Below are 20,436 nucleotides of genomic sequence, written 5' to 3'. Positions count from 1 at the left end.
GCCCCGAGCATCGTCGAGCCCTACTTACGGCTGGCGCCGCTCGGGGCATTGCGCTGCCCGTGAACACGGTTCTCCACCTGCTGCCGCTCCGCCTCCGTCCTCGCCGGGCGGGGCTTTCGCGGGCGCGGCGGCGGGCCGGCCGCACGCTGCGGCGCTGCGGCGACCGCCTCCTGTGCCACCTCCATCGCGCTCGCCAGCAGATCGTCGGGGATCTGCGCTCCCCGTGCCTGGGCCGTGGTTCGCAGCGCCGCAAGGAACGCCTCGGCGGTCAGCTCGGCCTGCGGAGAAGCCGGCGTTCCTCCGGCGGATGCCGATCCGGCGATCCGGTCAGCGGTGGCCCGAGAGTTCGCCGCGATGTTCTGCAGGACACCCGCGGCCCGCTCCTCGGCCGGACTGATCGCGGCAGCCTTCGCGAAATTCGCGCGGTCCTGCATCCGTTGCGCTTGCGTCGCGAAGGTGTTCGCCGTGACCGACGGCTTGTCTCCGGCAGTGGGGGACGGCTTCCGTCGCCGTCCTGCAGCTGCCTCCTCGATCTTCGACGGCTGGCCGGCCTCCGTCGACCGGCGCCGGCGCGGCAGCTGCGGCCCGGAAGCGGCTTCCCGTCCTCCCGCTGCCTCCACCTGCGGGCTGGGCGGAGCCGGCGAGGCCGAGAGGGGCGCGGCCTCCCTGAGCACCCAGTCCCTGTTCGCCTCACCCCGCACGTAGTCGAAGCCCTCGCCCGCCAGGTGCTGCGGCACCTCGTCGCCGCGGCCCTGAAGGAAGAGTTCTACACACTCGTTCGCGCGCCGACCGGCGTCCGCCCGGTTGCCCGGCCGTGCGTTCTCGTGGTTGAGCAGGCTCATCAAGTCCCGGCGGGACAGCCCGCGATCGGGCTGGACGTCGCGTCGTACGGCGGTCCTGACTTCCTCGAACCAGGCCTGGCTGAGCGGTTCGTTGACCGGCTGCCATCGCGGCGCGGGGCCGTCGGCCGCCGGGCTCGCGTCCAGGATGCTCTCCGCTTCGCCGGGCGTGACCAAGACGTCCCGGACGCCCCCTTCGCCCTGGGGCCCGACGACGCCGAGTTCCTCCATGCGCGCCAGCATGGTGTCGGCCTCGGCTGCCGAGATGCCGTGGTCGTAGCTCAGGTCCAGTGCCAGGGTGTACTCCTTCGCCGCCACCTGCAGCGCCACCTGGCGGAACCGGTCCGGATCGCTTGCCAGGCTCTCGCTGGCCGGCTCAGGTTCGGTCCCTTCGGCGGAGCGTCCCTCCGGCGCGGGCGCTGCCGGTGCCGTCTCCTCGCCCGCCTCGGGCGTCTGCTCGGCCGCCTCGTCCACCGCGGATTCGTACGTGCCGAACGGGGTGCTCACATCCTCGGGCAGGTGACCGTGAAGGTGGGCGAGGTGGTCTTCGGCGGCGTGGCGCAGGACCCGCAGCAGGTTCCACCGCAGGCCGTTCCCGCCGCCGTTCGCGGCCAGCCGGTTGATCAAAGCCTGCGCGCCGGAAGAGATGATCTCCAGCGTCCGGGCCCACAACGCCCGTCCGGTGCCGAGGGTTTGCCGGTCCGCCATGAAGCGGCCTACGCCGAGCCAGCCCCGGTTGACGGCTTCGCGCACCGCGGACCACACAGAGGCGATCCGGCGCCACACCGGATGCTGCGCCAGGGTCCCGAGCCGCTCGGAGACCGCGCCGTAGAGGCGGCCGATCGACTCGACGCTGTTCGACAGCATCGTACGCACGCGGCCCTGGTCGTCCCCGCCCGTGCTGTCCCCCGTGCGCTGGGATCGGGCCGGCAGCCTTTCGGTGAACCATTCCCAGGCGCCGCGCAGTTGCTCGGCCAGGTCGATCCGCTGGCCGGCGGGCAGCGCCCCGGTCAGACGGTCCGCGCGGGTCGCCGCGGCCCGGTGAAGGCCCCATACCGCCCGCCACCCGCGCGAGTCACGCTGGCCTGACCGCTCCAGGCGACGCGCCAGGTGCATCGACACGTGGGATATGGCCCGTGCCGTTCGGGCTTCGATCGTCCGGTTGATGCCGTGCGCCCGGATGTCGCGGAGAGTCGTCTGCGCGTAGGTCAGCAACGCCTCCCGGAAGGCTCCTCGCAGCTGCTGTCCTGCCTGGCTGATCGAGCGGATCATCGTCCATTCAGGAGTGCCCCAGTAGTGGCCCGCCTCGGACTGGGCGTTGCTCATCGCCGCTTCGAGGGCGGCGGCATCACCGGCCTCGACCGCAGGATCCTCAGCCACCGGCAGGATCGGGTCTGCGTCGACGCTCGTGAGGATCCCGGACAGCGCTTGCCTTGTGGCGGCGTACTGTTCGCGCAGGTGCTGTTCATCCTCGGCGCTGAATCGCGGTCGCGGTGTGGGGGCTTGCGTCTCAGCCGGAGGCTGAGCACCCCGCAAGAGGGCGACGATGTCCTCGAAGTGCCGGTCGAAGTCGTCTTGCCCCGGAACCTCAGGTGGAACCTCCGGCTGTCCCGTGACTGCCTCGGTCGCAGCCATGCGTTCCTCCTCGATCAGGGCCTCGTACTCCTGGTCCAGTTCCATCGCTGCCAGTTCCTCAGCGGATACCGGCTCGTCGTGCTCCTCGGTACGGGGACGAACGCCCTCCTCCGGGTCCGGCTCCCATGCACTGCTGCTGTAGACGACCCCGTCCACGACCAGGTCATCGCCCACGACATCCGTGAAGAAGTCGAAGCCGTCGTCCTGTGCGTCTGGCTCGGTTGGTGCAGGCACTGCCGCGGCCTGTTCTGGTTCTGGCTCGGCGACGGGTGCGGACTCTGGAGTGTTCTCCTCCTGCGCCTCCGGCAGCTCGACGACCTCGACGGTCCGCACTGGCTCGTCCGGATCGGGCGACTCGGGCTCCGGGATGGAGCTTCCCGCGACGGTTTCGGTCTCTGGGGCTGGTGCCTCCTCCGTTGTGGCCGACTCGACTTCCTCGGCAGCGAGCTCCGTCTCGTCCGCAGGCACCGACTCGGATGGTTCGCCAGCCCTCCTCTGCCCCGACGGGCGGGCTTCCTTGTAGAGCTTCAGTAGCCAGGACTCGTCGCCTTCAGTGCCGTGCAGCCGTTGAACGTCCTCGGCGGCTTGCAGCCAGGCGCCGTCGTCTTCGCTATCGAGCAGCCGTTGCACGTCCTGCGTGGCCTGCAGACGCGCGAGCTGCTCCTGCCCGTGGGTGTACACCGCAAGCAGTAGCTGTCGGTCCTCGTCGGACGCGAACGCCGCGCGGCTTGCCAGGGAGCGCCCAGCCTCGGCGACAGTTGAATGGAGGTCTCGACATGCGTGCAGCACGCGGTCCGCTGAGGGGCTTGTGCTGGTGGCCGCGAGAACCACGCCGCGGAATGCAGTCTGGACGATGGCTGCCTCGTTGGAGTTGGCGAGACCCGTTTCCTCCTGGAGTTCCTGAGCCTCCGACAGGAGTGCCTGACCCGTGGCTGAAGCTGCCCATGCCGCGTAGTGGCGGCCCGTGAAATACAGGTCTGTCAGGAATTCCTCCAGCAGCTCGTACGGTGCGTGCGCCGGAGTGGTGTCCGTGCCCCGTGCTGGGTCCGTGGCCTGCACCGCCGAAGTTGGATCGGGTACGTCCTGGGCGGTCGGGGCGGCGGGCTCGTTCTGAGGGACTGGTTCCTCGGTCGGGGCGGTGTTCGAGGGATCGGTGGTGGGCGGGGCCGTGTCATGGCCAGCCTGCACCGTGGAGTCGGAGGTGGCGAGCGCCGGGCCACTGGCTTGCTGTTCGGGAGGGGGCTGGCGCGGTGTGTCTGCGGGCAGATCGACCAGCCCGGTCAGGGACCGGGGCAGCAGCAGAGGCTCGACTACGTCGTCGGGACCGGCGTCCGGTTCCCACACGTACGGGCGCCGGTCACCCGGCCCGAACACGAGGTCACCTGCGATGGAGACTGATGTGCCCCCGGTCACGACGGCGGGCTCTCGCACAATGAACGGCAGCCGTTCTTCGGACACCCCGGTGATGCAGTCATCCGGCTTGACCTCGCCGAGGCGGCAGACGCTGTTCCGTCGGTCGGGCAGTACTTCCCAGAGTGCGGTCACCCGCTCCAACGCGGCGATGTCGGCGAAGGAGTCCTGCATGCCGCCGAAGTCGATCGGCAGCATCTGTCCCTGCCCCCAGTTCTCGGCGGCCCGGATCTGTGCGAGTCGTTCGTCCGCCGTACCCGTGACGTGAGCCTCCAGGGCTTCCTTGATCACGGTCGTCTGGGTGTCCTTGAGGATTCGCCGTAGCTCGCCGTCGGCTGCCTTCCAGCGGCCCGACTCACCGATGACCTCGAAGCCCAGTTCGGTACGGGACATGGCGTTCCCAGTCCGCCACGCTGCGGCCACCAGTTCACGCCGTTCCGGCGGCAGAGCCGACCGGAGCCACGCGATGACCTTGGCCAGCGTGAGCCGACCGGCGCGGATGGCCTGCATGCCGTCGTCGGAGGTCTTGACCTCGATCTCGAAGGCGCCACTTCGGGAGAACGCGCTGGCGAACTCGTTGCCCTCCTCGTTGTAGCCGGGCTCCGATGGCAGGCGAATCCAGCCCTCGTACAGCTGGGGGGTATTCCTCCGCTTCTGGTCCATTTCGAAGATCAGCCGGCCGAAGTCCCACGGGCTGATCTTGCTCAGTGCCGCACCGACGTCCCGGTCGGTCAGTGGGTCGGGTGCGCGTTCCTCCTGCTCGGCAGGTGCCGGAGGCTCGCTGGTGTTCCCACGGCCCTCCGGGACGGCTGCCGGGGCATCCGCGGCCGGGGGCTCCGCAGCAGGCGGCGCCTCGTGGGCTGCGATGAGCGCGCGGAGCCGGGCGTACTGCTCCGTAACCGTCGAGTCGGACAGCTCGGCGATGCGTTCGCGGGCCCGGTCCAGTTCCACCTTGACCGGGGCCAGAGCCGCATCGACGTTCGGCCACATCTGCTGGCCGTCGGGACTGTACGACGTGCCGGCGAGCCCCATGACCTGCTCCAGGGCGTCCCGAGCGGCAGCGGCCCTGAGCTTGCGGCTGCGCGCCGTTCGCTCAATCCCGTCCACGGCTTCCAGACAGAGGATCAGGGCCTGGCGAACGAGTGGGTCCGTGAGTTCCGGCAGGCGGTGCTCCTGGGCAAGCTGGGTGTCGAGTTCGGCCAGCTGGTCCGGGTCGTCAGCACGAGCTTCGATCAGGGCCTCGAACGCGTTGGAGGCTTCAGCGGCGAGATGAGCGATCTGCGTGCGCAGCTGCTCGGCTGCCTCCGTCACCAGGTTGTTCAGGGCGGAATCTGAGTGCGCGATCTCGTTCTGGGCGTGCCGGAGGTTCTCCTCGAACTGGGCCCAGGGGTTGTCCTGTTCCCACACGTCGCGTACCTGGTTGTCGCCGAGGGCCTCGCGCATCTCGCGGGCGAGGTTCGGGATCTCGTTCTTCTGTCCACGGCGGATTCCCGCGGTCCCGCGCTTTTTGATCTTTTTGTCGTCCCAGGGCAGGGGCGCGATATCTACGGCGGGCTCCTGTGCAGCGGCGGGGACCGTTGTCTGCTCGTCAACGGGCGCAGCGTCCGCCGGACCGGCGAAGAGTGAAGGCTGGTCGGCTCCGATGAGTGGTTCGCCCGGGTCCTGCAAGGTTTGGGCTGCCGTCGCAGGCTGTTCCTCCGGGCCGTGCTCCGTCCGGGCGGTCGTTGCGGTGTCTTCCTCTGTCGCGTCGCCGGTGCCGTCGGCCGGGGTGGGGACGGAGGGTTCCGCAGGGGCGGGAGCGGGCTGGCGAACCGAGGCAGCGGCCTCCTCGTCTGCCGCCTCCGTGACCGTACGGTCCGGTTGTTCTTCGTCGGCAGTGCTCGGCGGCAGCGCGGTCTCCGTGGCTGCGGGGGCCGTTTGGGGCTGTGCCGGCTCGGGGACGGCGGGGGCCTCGGCGGCGAGGGCGGCAGGAGTTGGGGCGGCCTGCTCGGGCGTCGGGGCGGCAGTGATCTCGGCCTGGGGGGTGTCGGCGATGGGGCCTATAGAGTGAATCCAGCCGAGGGAGCCGATGTCGAGGCGCTTCCTGGCCCGGGTCACCGTCACATAGGCCAGTCGCAGCTTGTCCTGCGCGGGCAGGAGGAGTTCGCCGGTCTTGGTGTCCTCCTTGGGCTGGGGGAAGTCGCCCCAGATCTGAACCTGGTCCCATTCGCGGCCCTTGGACTTGTGGGCAGTGGAGACGACCAGCTCCGGGCGGGTCTCCTCGTCGCGCGCGTCCTCCGGGACCAGATCGCGGATCATGTTGATCAGGCCCTGGGGGGTGTAGCGGTCGACGAGTCGTACGAACATCTGCAGGGTCTGCGCGTCCTCGTCGGATTCGGCGTACTCCTTGACCTCGCTCCAGTTCTCGAAGGCCGACAGCTCGGGGTGCTTGGTGCGGCGGCCCTGTTGGAGATCTCGGGCGGCCCTGGCGATGTCTTCGATGTCCCGGCCGCCGCCGACGAGTGCCACGCGCTTGCCGGCCTCAAATCCGGCGAAGACGGCCGAGATGGCGCCGACGTTGGTGTAGGTCAGGATCGCATCGGGCTCTTCGACGGCGCCAAGGGTCGTGTCAAGCGTGGGCGCACCTTCGAGCCGGAGGTCGGATTCGAGGAGGGCAAGGTATTCGTTGCCCACCTCGGCGACGGCGGGGCCAAACCGCCAGCTCTGCGTCAAGGGCAGCACCACGTCGGCCGGCCAGTCGCGCAGAGCGTCGATTGCACCCCGGAATTCGTAGATCGCCTGATTGCTGTCTCCGACGACGATGACCTGGGCGTCCTGGTCCTGGATCACCTTTTTCAGGACGGGATTGATGTCCTGCGCCTCGTCGAAGAAGATCGTGTCGAAGTTCAGGCGCGGGTTAGTCAGGGCCCAGATCTTGAGATAGTCGTCGTGGTCGAAGAAGATCTTGTTGCTGTTCGGATCCGCGATGTCCGCCCAGGCCCGGCGGGCGTACTCCAACAGCGTCCGCGCAGCGGGTACGTGCGCCCACTTCTCCCCGAGGTGCTGGCGCCCGAGTTCGGCATCGGCGCTCTGCCGGAAGCGGCGAATCGCCCCCATTACGATCTTGGCGATCTCCTCCGGCCCGACGTACTGGATGTTGCCGTCGCGGTCGCCGACCCGCACCTCGGCGGTGATGCCGAGCGCAGCCGCGACGTCCCGGGGCCGCCGGGCACCGCTGTTGCGCGACCCGGCGATGGAGACCTTCTGCCGGTAGGGGGTGTTGCGCAGATCCTGTAGTGCGAAGGAATGGCTGGTGCGGGCCGTGACATTGCGTCCGAACTTCTTGCTCGCTTCGTCGGCGATGGCCCGGTTGAAGGCGATGTAGCCGATGCGCCGCTCCAGCATCTGGGCAGCGATCATCACCAGCGTGGATGTTTTGCCGGTGCCCGCGAGGGCCTGCACGGCAACGTTCTTGCCTTCCACTGCCGCGGTGATGATCGCCTGCTGCTGGGCCGTCGGCGGGTACTTCCCGCTGGCCACGGCCGTGACCGCGCCTTCCTGTGCATCTCGGGCCGCGAGAAAGGCCCGGACTTCCTCCAGCACCTGTTCTTTCTGCCCGCGCATGCCGGCGTAGCGCCAACGACCCTTCTCGTACTTGAAGTTCTTGTCCCGCTTCAACAGGTCGCGAAGGCCATCCTCCTGAGGAGCGCCTGTCGTGCCCGTGACGTAGGTTCCGGTGGCGTCGCTGACGATCTTGATCCGGCTCGACCAGGGTCCTTCGGCCGCCGTCTCCGGCTCGGTAGCCGTCACGTTCTCCTCCTGTTGCTCCTCGTCAGCTGCGGCCGAGGACGTCAGCACGGCGGCAGGTCCCGGTTCCGGAGCTGACAAGGTCTTCCTTCCTTGCCCTGGGCTGCTTGAGCCGATGTGACCGATGGCGACGCGGTCGCCGAGGGCGCCGATCAGCTCCTGCAGAGGCGCGGCATCTGGCTCGGGCTGGTCGGCTCGCTGCTGGGTATCCCGAGCGGATGCGCCCGTGGAGGGGGTGTTCTGGGCGTCTAGCGGCAGTCGGCCCAGGGCCTGCGCATACGGCAGCCGAACGAGTTCCTCCACCTGCTCCCAGGTCAGGCCGTCCTCAAGTGGCAGCAGTCGAGCGTTGGTTCCGTGAAGCAGGTCACGGGGGAACGCCGCGTATCCGGTCTTAGAGGTGAGGTTCAGTTCGCTCTCCGGCGCGATCAGGACTCCGTGCAGTAGGTCGCCGTACTGGCGGTCTTTTTCAGTGGCCTGGAGCAGGAGCACGGCGTTGGGGATCACGCGCTTAGCGAAGGTGAGGTTGGCGACGACTCCGAACTGGATCTCCGCGTCGTTCGGGGGGCGTTCGTTGTAGCGGGGCAGCGCACGAAGGTGCTCTTGGGTCAGCGGTTCGACGGCGGTGCTCAACAGCTGCTGAACGTGGCGGAGTTCGGGCGGGGCCGGAGTGACCTGCTGTTCAGGGGTGGCCTGTTCCGGGTCGGCGATCACCGCCGCGGAGTTGTGCTCCTCGGCCGGGGTTCCCTGATCTGCAGAGGCGGAGCTCTCGGTCGGTGTGAGCGCCTCCGGCGTGTGCCGGTTGCCCTCGTCTGGGCTGGTGACGGGCAGCCGTTGCAAAGCCTGCTCGTGCGGCATCGCGGCCAGGGCCTCGGCTTCTGCCCAGGGGATCGGGCGCGCGAGTGGCAGTACCCGGGAGTCGGGCATGGCCAGCAGGTCAGTAGGGCTGTACTGCCCGTTGAGGCTGGTGGACACCAAACGGTTCGGCGGAACGATTTGAGCGCCATGGACAATCGGGTCTTCCCCGGTGCCCGCCTCCAGCTCGACCGACTGCAGCAGGAGCAAGGCGTCATGGACTTGGCCGTCGCGGAGGGTGAGCGTCGCGAGTATGGCCAGGCGGGCGTCCTCGTCACCTTGCTGGCCGTCGTGGTGAGGCAGCCCGTCGAGGTGCTGTTGTGTCAGGCGAGTATTGACATCAGCCCGCTCCGCGGTCGGTTCGCCCTGCTTGGATTCGGGCGCTCGTGAGGCGGGAACAGTCTTTGCCGGTTCGGCCGCCGCGATAAGTGCGGCTTGAATGTCGGCGATCGCTTGTTCGGTGACCGCTTCCTGTGCTCCTGGCGGGCTGGCGTGGAACCAGTCGCGCCATAAGCCGTCGGTGCCGTCCGCGTCAGCAATGTTCGCCTTGCTCAGCCAGTCGTGGAGCCGGGGCCGCAGGGTCTTCACGTCTGGTGACTCGGCGAACCACATCCGTACAAGCGGACTCGCGAGAGCGGCCCGTACTGCCTGCTCCCTCGCTCGGTGGTGTTGGCGCTCCAGGCTCTCGGCGATGATCTGCTCGAACTGGGCGTGCTTACGCGCACGCTCATCAGCATGCGCCGCCCCGTCTTCAGCGGCCGTTGGGGCTTCCTGGCTGGCCTCGTGCTCCAGCCCCCGCCGGTTCTGTTCGGTTTTCTCTGTCTCCTCGGCCGCATGGTGAGTCAGGGACAGGCGAACGAGGTGCTGCTCGGTTTCAGCGAGCAGGCGCGAGAGCAGGTCGCGGGTGTGTCCTGGCTCTTCTGTACGCTCCAATTCGTGCGCCAGTGCCCCAGCGGCGGTGAAGGCCAGCCGGTAAGCGTCCACCGCTTCGACGAAGGGCCGGCTCCGTCGGATGGCGGCGCGCCCGATCGCCTCCGCGCCCTTCCATCGCATGCCGAACTCGAAGCGCAGAGTGTGCCTGTCTGCCTCGGTCTCCGTCAGAAGGCGGGAGTCCGCCGGAACAGCGACGATCTCGCGTGGGTGTATTCGCGTGCTCGGCGCGGCCCTGTAGTAGCCGTCGCGGTCACACATGCTCGTGGTGATGACGAGAGTTCGGTAGGACAGCCTTTTGGACTCAGGCCAGCGTTTGAACCCTTCACGCACCACATCGCCGCGCTTCAGAACAGCGCGGTCGTTGGTGTACGGCGCGAACCCGTCGGGGATCTCGACGGAGGCCGGCCCCTTGAACCACGAGTCCGGGCCTCCGGATGGCGGTCCAGGCGGTCCCTCGGGCTCCAGAGCGGCAGGAAGGGCATCGCTCACTTGTCCAAACAGCAGGTGGAGCCGGTCCACGGCCTCCAGCATCGACTCTGCCGTGTAGGGGCCGGTGCCCGCACCGACCGAGGGGTCGCCCCCCGTTTGTGCCGAAGGCTCGGCAGCGTTGCTGTTTCGCGCCGCAGCGGTCGTCTGACGCTCGCCCGCAGCAGATGGTTTCGAGGATTCGAGCGTCATTACGCCGACTTGACGGACTCCGCCGGCATCGGTGGGCTGATCGGTCTGCGCGGCGGACACGGCCGCGTACACCTGCTCGAAGGCATCTTCCGCGTACTGTTCCTCGACTCCCTGACGGACGTGGCGGAACCAGTCCCGAAACCTGTCACCTCCTGAGCCTGTTGCCGACAGATCGGCGCCGCTGAGCCAGTCCATGAACAGTTGACGGGCTTCCTCGCGTGATCGCCCGTCCACAAGCAGCGCCCGCAGATGGTCATCCGCGAGGGCCACTCGTACGGCCCGCTCCCGGGCGTCGTCGCGCATCGCGGCAGCCCAGCGGGCGCTCTCGGCCTGGAACTCGGCACGCTTCCACTCGCGATCGCTCTCGCCGTCAGCGGGCGAAGCCGTCGGCTGCTCATCTGGGACGGACGGGCCGGGCTCTTGCGGCACGGGGGCCACGGCCTGCTCACGCAGCTGCCGGTAGGCACGGGGGCCTGCCAGGTCGAGGACCTCGCGGCGTCCGTCTTCCTTGAGGTAGGTCCACAGCAGGTGTTCCGAGCCGCCATCCGTGATCAGTTCGTCGGCGGCGGTTGCGAAGACTGCGAGGAAGTCGGCCTGTTCGTTGGCGTGCGCGCTCTGGACCAGAGCCTCGTTTTCGCTCGCCGTGTTCACCAGCCAAGTCGCGACATCCTCGGGGTCGGGGGCCATGGAGTCGCGCAGCAGATCACGGACCGTCCGCTGGATCACCGCGCGTACGGCGGGTGCGTTCCAGGCCGGTGCTACCGGGCTGTCGGGCAGGTGCTCGCTGAGCCAGGCGTCGACCTCCTCGTCGGACACGAGTGAGTCGGAGAGCTTCGCCGGTCGTACGAGGAGGGGCAGGGCGGTGTGAGCGGGCAGTGTCAAGCCGGGTATGTCGGCGCCACGCAGGTCGGGAACCTCTTGGGCGGCGCCGGTGCGCTCGGCGGGGATGGCGACGTTGACCAGCAGGTGTCCCGCAGAGCTCCTGGCCGCCACGGTGATCTCGATGTGCCGCTGCTGCACCTCTGCCGGCCGATGCGCAGCCGCGTGGCCGATGTCCGTGTCGGCGTCTTCTTCGCCGGTCGGCAGGGAGGCCTGCTCGTCCTCAAGCGCGTCGGGATGACGGGGGCTGCTCGGTGCCGGGGCGGGCTCTTCTCCTACCGGGTCCGAGCGTTCGCCCGCAGTCTGTGCTGCCAGGAGGGCGGGAGTCCCGAAGACCTCCTGCCAGTAGTCTCCCTGTTGGGCGGTGGCGTTGATACGCGAGGCCAACTGCACGGCGTACTGCTTCATCGTGCGGAAGTGGCCCATCACCACGGGCGCCCGGTAGCGCTCCTCCTCCAAGTTCTGGGCGAGGACCAGGACGGCATGCGCGAGCTTGGTACAGCGATCGACCACGGTGTCGGCCGGATGGATGAACGGGTCGCGCGCCCGACCCACTGGCCCGTCGCACAGTTCCTCCATGGCCAGCCACACCGCCTGGCCGTCCGGTCGGGTCTGCACTCCTTGGTCAGTGAGGCCCCGTCCGATCAGTCGTCGGCCCGCCGGTGTGTCCTTCAGCCGCGACAGTGCGCCGTACATCTCCCAGAAGTCCTGCTGGGCTTCCTCCTTCGACGCGTATGGCTCGCCAACAGGGATGACGATCTCGGGAGACGTTTCCTGCTGGGGCTCCTCGACCATGCGGTAGGGGCGTCCCATGCGTGTCAGTTCGTCGGTCAGATTCCGAACGTGGAGGTCCCGGGTAGGCCGGCTCATGTTCCGCCGCAGGTACCAAAACCCCTGGTTGCGGCTGAACTTGAACTTGTGGCGGTGCAGGGCGTCCCGTACAGCCGCGTCGGCGTCGTCCTTGGTAGTGCCGCGCACAACGGTGCCCCGGTAGTGGTGCTCGATCTCCAGAGTCGTGCTGGTCGACGGGACAGTCTCTTCTGTCTCCGGCTCGGGGCCGCGCTCGGCGTCCAGTCGCTCCCGGCGCTGGGCCACGCCGGCCCGCACGGCGGCGACGGTCTCCGGGCGTGCGGTGGAGGCCCGGCAGCCAGCCGCATGTTCGTACGATTGCCGGACGAGGTCGCCCAGCCGCTTGGCGTCGTCGGGATGGCGATAGTCACCTTCATCCAGGCTCAGGACGATGTCGTACGCGGCGTGCGCCATCGCGGTCGCATGCCGGTTGACGTCGTCCAGGGTCTCGTCGTCTGCCGTGGCGAAGTCGGCGGCGTACCGGGCGTCCCGGGCCGCGTCGAGGGCTTCGCGCGCGGAGGACAGTTTCGCCTCGCGCAATTCGCCAGCCGTGCCGTCGAGCAGCGCCTTGGCGGTATCGCTCGCCATCCACCAGTTCCACGCGGACTCCGCCTTGTTGGCTCCGCCGACGAAGTCGTCTACAGACTCGTACGGACGGGTGTCCTCCATGCCCAACTGGTGTGCCGCAAGCCGCTGGTGGTGCTGGAAGGTCCTGCGGGCCAGGTTGCGCAGCGCGTACCGGCTGACTCCGTCCCCGGCTGCCTCGGCCTCCTGCGCGGCGCCGAGTGCGTAGGAGGTGACCTGCATCCAGTCGGTCAGTGCGGAGGCGACCGTGTCGTGCGGCCGGTGCAGCAAGAGCATGGCGCCGCGGAGTTGGTCCGAGTACTCGCCGCCGTGGTCGTCGTAGGCGTGCGGCCAGTTCTGGAAGTCGTTGAAGATGAAGGACAATGCGCTGGCGAGTTCGGCGCGGTCTTGGTACCACGGGGCCGTCAGCCGCAGCGGGTCACTGTGGTTCAGGACGGCGACGTGGTCCTCGCCCATGTCAGCAGCGTCCATCAGCAGGTCGGCGAGGTCGGCCTTGCGTGCGTGCATCCGGGCCAGGTGTCGCTCCGCGTACCGCACGGCCCTCTGTGCGGCAGTGCTCACCTCGTCGTGCGCGTCCTCGGCGAGCTGTACGGCGGTCTCGGCGAGGCGGTCGTAGAGGCTGAAAACGTCGGCGGGCGTGAGCTGCTCACTCTCGATCACCGCTGCGGCTGCGGCAGCGGCATCGCGGTGTGCGGCTGTGGCCTGGCTCGGCTCGTCATCCGGGCCTGGGGGGACATGCTGGGCGAGGGCATGCCTGAGCTGCTCGGCGGACCAGGCAACGAATTTGCGTCCGCCCACAAATTCCGCGGCGTCCGCATACCCTTCGAGGACAATCGCGAGGTTCGAGACCTGGGGCAGTGCTGAGCCGATGCCGTCGCGCGTCGCGTCGACCGGAGCAATGCGCGAGGAGGGCGCTGTGGGAACGGAAGCGGTCTCGGCCTCCGGATCGGTGGTCCTGTCCGGCTCTGGTGAGGTGTCGGCGGCGATCGCAGGTTCTGCGGCCGGTGTCGTCGCTGCGGCTGTCGGCGGGCGGGGTGTGCTCGGCTGTGCCGTGGCTGGCTGAACGGAGAAGCGGGCGGCGCCTGGGCCGGAGACCACAAGTCCGTCCTCAGTCTCCTCAACTTCCGTGCTGTCTACGGTGAGTTGGGCCAAACCGGCAGCGAGGTCACGGCCGCTGACCGGGCCGGCTTGCAGCCCTTGTGGTCCGGAGACGGTGTACTGCTCCCAGGGCAGAATCCCGGGAATGAATTCAATGGCGTCTTCGTCGAGCGTGAGGGGTTCCGGCGAGCGTGCCCACTGGCGGTAGGCATCGCTGGTGCGGTCCTCCACCGTGCTGCGGTACCGGGACGCGTGATCACGCAAGCCGGTAAAGACCTCCCAGTTTCCCTCTGTGCTCCGGCCGTCTTCCCGCTCCCACTGTTCGACGACGGCACGGACCCGGTCGGCGAAGTGCTGGAGGTGGGACCATTCCGGTACGGACTCCAGGCCAAGCAGTCGGGCGATCCGGGCCGTCCGGCTGGCCGCTATCGCGGTCTCGGCCGCAACGGTCAGGGCGTCCTCCCGGTCACCTGTGCCCAGGCGTCGGGCATGGTCCGCTGCCCACCGAAGGTAGGCGGTCAGCGCCGCTTGCTCCGCGGCCCAGTACTCGGACCGGTCGGTGTAGGGCTCGTTCGGAACATGCCCGGGTCGCTGGACGGTTGCGTCTGTCGCCGTCGCCGGGACCGGCTCCGCAGCGTCCGCAGCGCCAGGGGTTCCCTGGGCTGCGCGGACGTCGGCTCCGAGGGCCTCGTCCTCAAGGTCGTCTCCGTCAGCCGATGGGGTCTGCGTCGGTTCGTTGGCGGGCGCGGACTCGTCGTGTCGAGGAGTCTCTTGCGGTGCGGGTCCGCGGGGCCACTGCGAGACGTCGGCGTCTTCGATGCCGGCTGTGGGATCTTGGTGGGTCTGGAAGTCCGGCTGAGGATGGTCGGCCGTGTCCGGGTGGGCCCATGGGGCGGCCTCGTAGAAGCGCACCCGCATTGCCTGCCGGAAGGCGGATTCGTCGTCATCGCCGACGAGGGCGCTCTTCAACGCCTGGGCGGGGCCGGAGAGTTGCTCGGTCAGCCAGGCATCGAAGTGGTCCCCCGCCTGACTGCCGCTGTTGTAGAGGGCCCGCTGTGCGTCCTGGATGAGCTGGTTGATGACCCCTTCGTAAGTCTGGGCAACGCCGACGGGGATTTCCTCGGTGAGCGGTGTGACCCGGACCGACCCGTTCGGGCCAGTGATCAGGACCGCGCCTGTGGCGTCCGGTTCGATGGTGACGTCCGACCCCTCGGTGCCGAGGTTCGCGGCGATGTCGTTGAGGAACGTGCCGCGCGAGTCGCTGAGTGTCCCGCCGAGCATCGTGTGCTGATACCAGCGGTCGGGGTCGAACGGTCCGCTCGCATCGTGTGCCGGAGTGCTGGGCGCCGGTTGGAGTGAGAGTGACGGATTTGGTGTTGCTGGTGTCGGCTCTGCAGGGCGCCCTCGGCCTTCCAGCGGTGCGGCGCGGGAGGTGTGCTCGCTGGAGGCCCGGGACACCTGCTTGGTGAGGTCCCGCATCGCGCGCCCGGCCTCGTTGAGCCTGACCCTGGGAGAGTCCAGGTCGGACAGGAAGTCCTCGCTGGCGCGGGCGAGATCATGGAAGAGAGCCAGGGCCCAGGGGTCGCCTCCGGTCGCAGGGTCCTCGGAGGCGGTCGCACGCGCGTGTTGCAGGGCCTCGGCCAGCGCGAGACCGGTTTCCTCCATCTGGCGTGCCAGGTCCTGGCCTCGGCCGGCCATCCCGTCGACGACGTCAAGATTCTGCCAGGTGGCGAAGGCCGCCAGGACTGCGTCCTCACCTGCCACGGCGGCGGCTTCATCGGGGTACGGCGGCGGGGCCGAAGCGACGCGGTCAGGTCCTCCGCCCACGCCGGGCGGCGCGGTGTGTGCCGAAGTTCCGGCCCCGGAGCCAGCGGCGGGGCTGTCCCCGGCACCCGAGCCGTCGGCCAGCGCGTCCAGGAGGCCGCGGGTGGTATCACTCAGATCAGCGGTCGTAAGGCTGGCCGGATCGACCTCCACCCAGCCATCGGCAGAACCGCCGGCCATGACCATGGCGTCGTGGACCGCGGCGTCGACCAGGTCGGCGCCGGGTTCGGTGACCTCCGCGTCGTGGACTGCCGGTTCGCTCGCCTCCGCGGCTGCCTGGACGCCGAGGGCTTTCGTCAACTTCCGGTGCTGAGCCTCGATCTTGTCGAGTTCGGCTTGCTGTGGGAAGGGCTTGCCGACCAGTTCCTTGGCCCGCTCGATGTTCGCCTCGATGCGGGCTATGTGCTCCTGTGCCTTGGCGTGGACGGATTCCAGGCTGTCCAGCGTGTTCTCCAAGCGGCGGATCAGACCGACGCGGTCCTGGTTGGCCAGCCCGCTCGCGGTCAACCGGACCGGGTCGACGGGAGCGCCCTGGAAGTGCAGCTCCACGTACATGCCCTCGAAGCTGCGCTGCGTGACGGCGAAGACCGGGAACCCGCCCAGCTCGCCGACGACGGCGTCCTGCTGCATGCCGGTGCCCACCGAGGAGCGGGCAAGCCGTTCCAGACGCTGGGCCAGCGCCTCGCCGGCCTCCCTGCGCTCGTCGAACGTGCGTCCCTCGACCGTCATGGTGAAGGCCTCGCCGCGGGTGTCGGTGCGCCGCTCCATGGCGGTCGCGGCCTCCTGCATGCGGGCCTTCAGGTCCTTGGCGCGCCGCCGCCCCTGCTCGCCGGTGACCTGATAGGCGAACTGCTCGTCATGCCACATCTGCTGTTCCAGCTTCAGCTTGGCGAGCTGGCCCTCGACGCGCTCCAGCTGTTCCAGCTCTGGCTTGTCGGCGGCGACGGCGAACATCACGCCGGCGGGGATGCGGCCGTCGTCGCCGTCCTCGGCAGCCTCCAGGATGCGGCTGGTGTCGTTGACATCGAGGATGGCCTCGGCGAACGCCTGCTTGGTGGCGACCTTCTGCCACAGGAACGGGTCGTACGACTTCTTGGTGACGATGGCGGTGTGGTGGATCGCTTTGTTCTGGTTGCCCTGGCGCTTGCCTCGCCCCAGGCTCTGGATGATCGGTGTGGCCTTCCAGGTGGGGTCGATCTGCATCACGTGGATGACGCGCTTTTGCAGGTTGCGGCCCGTGCCCAGGCCGGAACGGCTGCCGACCAGCACCGCGACCCGCCCGTCGCGGGCGTCCTTGTCGAGCCGGGCCTTCTGCTGCGGGTTTTTCGCCTCTTGGTCGAAGCGGATGAGGCTGCCCGGCATGCCGCGGGCGGTCAGCGCCTCACGCAGCGCCTCGTAGAACACGAACTCCTTGTCCGGACCGGGCACGCCAAGGTCGCAGAAGGCGAGTTGCAGGCTGCCGCGGTTGGGTTCCTCGTTGCCGTCCTCGTCGTAGTAGACGTCGTCCTTGTGCAGCTGCCAGAGCCGGAACAGCTCGTCGGCGGCGACGTCGACCTTTTGGGCTTCGTCGGTGGTCCTGTTGACCAGGCGCACGTCGAGCGAGGCCAGACGACCGTCTGTGGAGATCCACAGGGTGTTGTCCTCGACCAGCTTGCCCTTGCGGTTGTACTTCATGTCGGGCTGGCCGAGTCGGATGCCCATCATGCGCTGGCCGAGCGACTGCATCACCTGGCGCAGTTCCGGGGAGGCGTCTGCTTCCAGGATCCGCATCTCGCCGCCGATGATGGCGGGCTCGCCGAGCTGGAGATCGCGCTTGAGTTTGACGTCGGCGATGCTGAAGAGCACGCGCTTGAGTTCGGTCTGGTTGACGTACCGGGCGTAGCGGGCGCGGGTGGAGAAGGAGTTGCCGTCCGGGCTCATCTCGACCCGGTTGACGGGCTGGATGTAGGTGGAGACGAACTGGTCGTCCTCCTCGATGCCCCACTCGTCGCGCAGCAGGTCGGGGGCGAGGTACTTGATGGCGGTCAGGATCTCCATCGGGGAGTTGTCCACCGGCGTAGCGGTGGCCTGGGTCGTCACCCGGCCGCCGTAGTTGTTGCGCAGATAGGACAGCTTCATGTCCATGTCTGCGGTGATCTGGTTCCCTTCGAGGGCCAGTTCGCGGATGGAGGAGATCACCCGGAGGTTTTTCAGGGTGTGGGCTTCGTCGTAGAAGATGTAGGTGCTGCCGGTCCGCTCGAACTCCACACCGCTGTCGCCCGGCGTCTTGAGTTCGTCCTCGATCCGCCCCTTCAAGGTGGCGATCTGGTTCTCGATGTCCTTGACGGTGTACTTGTCGCCGCCGTCAGCGTTGTCCAGGTGCGCCTCCAGGCGCTTGACCTCATGGTTGATGTAATCCAGGCGGGCCGCTTTGGACATCGGGATCTTCTTGAACGCGGTGTGGCTGATGATGACCGCGTCCCAGTTGCCGGTCGACCAGCGGGCGACGAACTGGTGACGGCGCTGCCCGGTGAGGTCGGAGGAGTCGGCGACGAGGATCCGGGCCCGGGGGTAGGCCTGGAGGAATTCGCGCTGGAACTGCCCCAGGACGCCCTTGGGCACGGCATAGACCGGCTTCTTGGCCAGGCCGAGCCGGGTCAGCTCCATCCCGCCGACGATCATTTCGAGCGTCTTGCCTGCGCCGGTGCCGTGGTAGAGCCCGACGCCGTGCTTGCTGGCGCGGATCCGGGCGACCGCGGCCTTCTGGTGGGGATGCAGGGTGTAGGCCTTGGACAGTCCCGGGGCCGTGATCTGCACACCGTTGTAGTTCGGCGGGACGATGGCGTTGTAGCGGTCGTTGTAGTACCGCAGCAGGGTCTCGGCCCGGTCGGGGTCTTCCCAGAGCCACATCCGGAAGCGGTCGTCCAGCTGCTTGGACTTCGCCAGGGCGAACGCCGTCGCCTTCTGGTCGGTCACCACCGGCCCGTCGGGCGGCAGTTTCTTGGTGACGAGGATTTCCTGGTTGTTGAGCAGGTTGCCCGCCAGGGCCTGTGCGGAGCGGGCCTGGGTGCCCCACACGGTGCGGGCCAGCAGGCTGCCGGTGTCTCCGCCCTTGACGCTCCAACGGGCACCCAGGTTGCTGACCTTGATGTCGTCGTCTTCGAGGATCTCGCGCAGGAACTGCTGCACGTACTTGGCGCTGACCCATGCGGCGCCGAGCCGGCTTTCGATCTCGGAGGGCTGCAGGTCGCGTGGGATGACCTCGCGCAGGGCTTCGACGTTGACGGCGTACTTGGGGTCCTTGGCCGCGGACTTCTCGGCTGCCGCGAGCTTGCGGCGGACGTTGCCCGACAGGTACTCCATGCGGCGGACCAGACCGCCGTCCGGGTCGTCGTAGACGAGGGTACCCAGCGCCTCGCGGGCAGCGCGTTCGCTGTCCAGGTTGAGCAAGCCGGCCACGACGTCGAGGCGGATTTCGTTGTGCTGGTCCCAGCAGATCAGCGCGGCGTCTTCCGGGCTGTCCGCACGTGTCAGCGGATCGGGCGGGGCCACGACCCGCTTGGCGAACAGGTCCGCCTTCTTCGCGGTCTGCGTGTCCTCGTCGAAGTTCTCCAGCGCGAAGACGTACGGGGCGAAGGGGTCGTTGCGGAACCCGCCCATACGCGGGTAGGTCCGGCGCTCGGTCGCGTCGTCGTCCTGTGCCCCGTCGGCGGAGGGGCGGTTGTTGACCTTGAAGCGGTTGATCGGACCGAACCGCCCCACGTACGCGTCGTAGCGGCGGTTGAGTTCGGCCCGCAGCTGCGTCATGCGCGGGGTGGTGAGGTGGTTCTCGGACTCCTCATCGAGCAGGGCCACCGCGATGTCGCGCAGGCCGATCAGCTCTCGTAGCTCCCTGGCCTGTGTCTTGGCCGGAACGTGCGGGACGGGCCGGCCGTTGCGGATCTCGGTGAAGGTGCCCTCGGGACCGAGTTCCAGCAGCCCGTCGTACTTCTCCAGCGTCCCGTGGAAGACCATGCGCTCGGTGAACGTACGGCCCGTCTCCTGGGCGCGCTGTGCCACCTGCTCCAGGGCGGTGCTGAGGGCGGTGTCCACCGGCTGGTCCGTTTGCACGACGAGATCGGGGCCGTGCCGGGCGATGTCTGCTTTGGGCGTGCCAAGCACCATCTCCGGGTGCTGCACGAAGTAGTTGTTGATCTCGATGGGCTGTGGTGCCACGCCTGTGCGGGAGCCGGGCAAGATGATCGGCTCGATGTCCAGCCAGTCGGCCTGGGCCGGTGTCTCTCCATCAGCGTGGCGCCGGAAGACGAGCATGTCGGTCACGACCGGTGTCCCGGCAGCTTCCTGGTGGGCTCCGCTCGGAAGGCGAACCGCGCCCAGGAGGTCACCGAGAGCGGCCATCCGCTCCCGGGCCTCCTTGTGCGCCTCGTCGGTGCCGTCGAGGGTGTAACGGGAGGTGATCAGGACGACAATGCCGCCCGGTCGCGTGAACTCCAGGCTCTTGAGAATGAAGTGGTTGTGGATCGACTGGCGCCGACCGGGGTTGTACTTCGGGTCGCGGACCTTGTACTTGCCGAACGGGACGTTGCCGACTACGACGTCGAAGTCCTCTTCCGGCGGCCGGGTGTCGGCGAAGGACTCGGGGATGATCTGAGCATTCGGGTAGAGGGCCTGGGCGACGGCCGCCGTGATGGGGTCGACCTCGACGCCGACGATCTCGGCGTCGGCGGGGGCATCAGCGAGGAAGCGCCCTGCGCCCACCCCCGGCTCCAGCACCCGCAGACCCGTTCCGGCCCGCACGCCGAACCGCTGCAGGGCCTGCCAGACGACGCGGGCATAGGCCGGATCGGTGTAATGCGCGTTCAGGGTCGAGGCACGGGCCTTGGCGTACTCGTCTTCGGTGAGCACTTCCCGCAGATGGGCACGTTCGGCCGCGAACTGCGCCGCGAACCGTTTCCGCTCGTCGAACAGGTACGGGGTGGCGCCCCAGCCCGTCCAGTCCCTGAGCACCTGTCGCTCGGCCTCGGTGGCCGGCCGGTCCTCCGCCCGCAGCCGGAGGACAACGTGCACGGCCGCGATGTTCGCGGCGACC

1 protein-coding gene is annotated in these 20,436 nt (G+C 68.6%); it reads right to left on the bottom strand.

The window, feature by feature from the left end; all coding sequences use genetic code 11:
• Window positions 1–20: 20 nt before the first annotated feature.
• On the bottom strand, window positions 21–20,414 hold the full coding sequence (locus tag AB0959_RS39170; protein WP_366831553.1) for an AAA family ATPase: 20,394 nt from the start codon (window positions 20,412–20,414) through the stop codon (window positions 21–23).
• Between the last annotated feature and the right edge of the window lie 22 nt (window positions 20,415–20,436).

It is taken from the genome of Streptomyces sp. NPDC046862 (genome assembly GCF_040704615.1).
Classification (GTDB): domain Bacteria; phylum Actinomycetota; class Actinomycetes; order Streptomycetales; family Streptomycetaceae; genus Streptomyces.
This window is presented reverse-complemented; position numbering and strand designations above follow the sequence as displayed.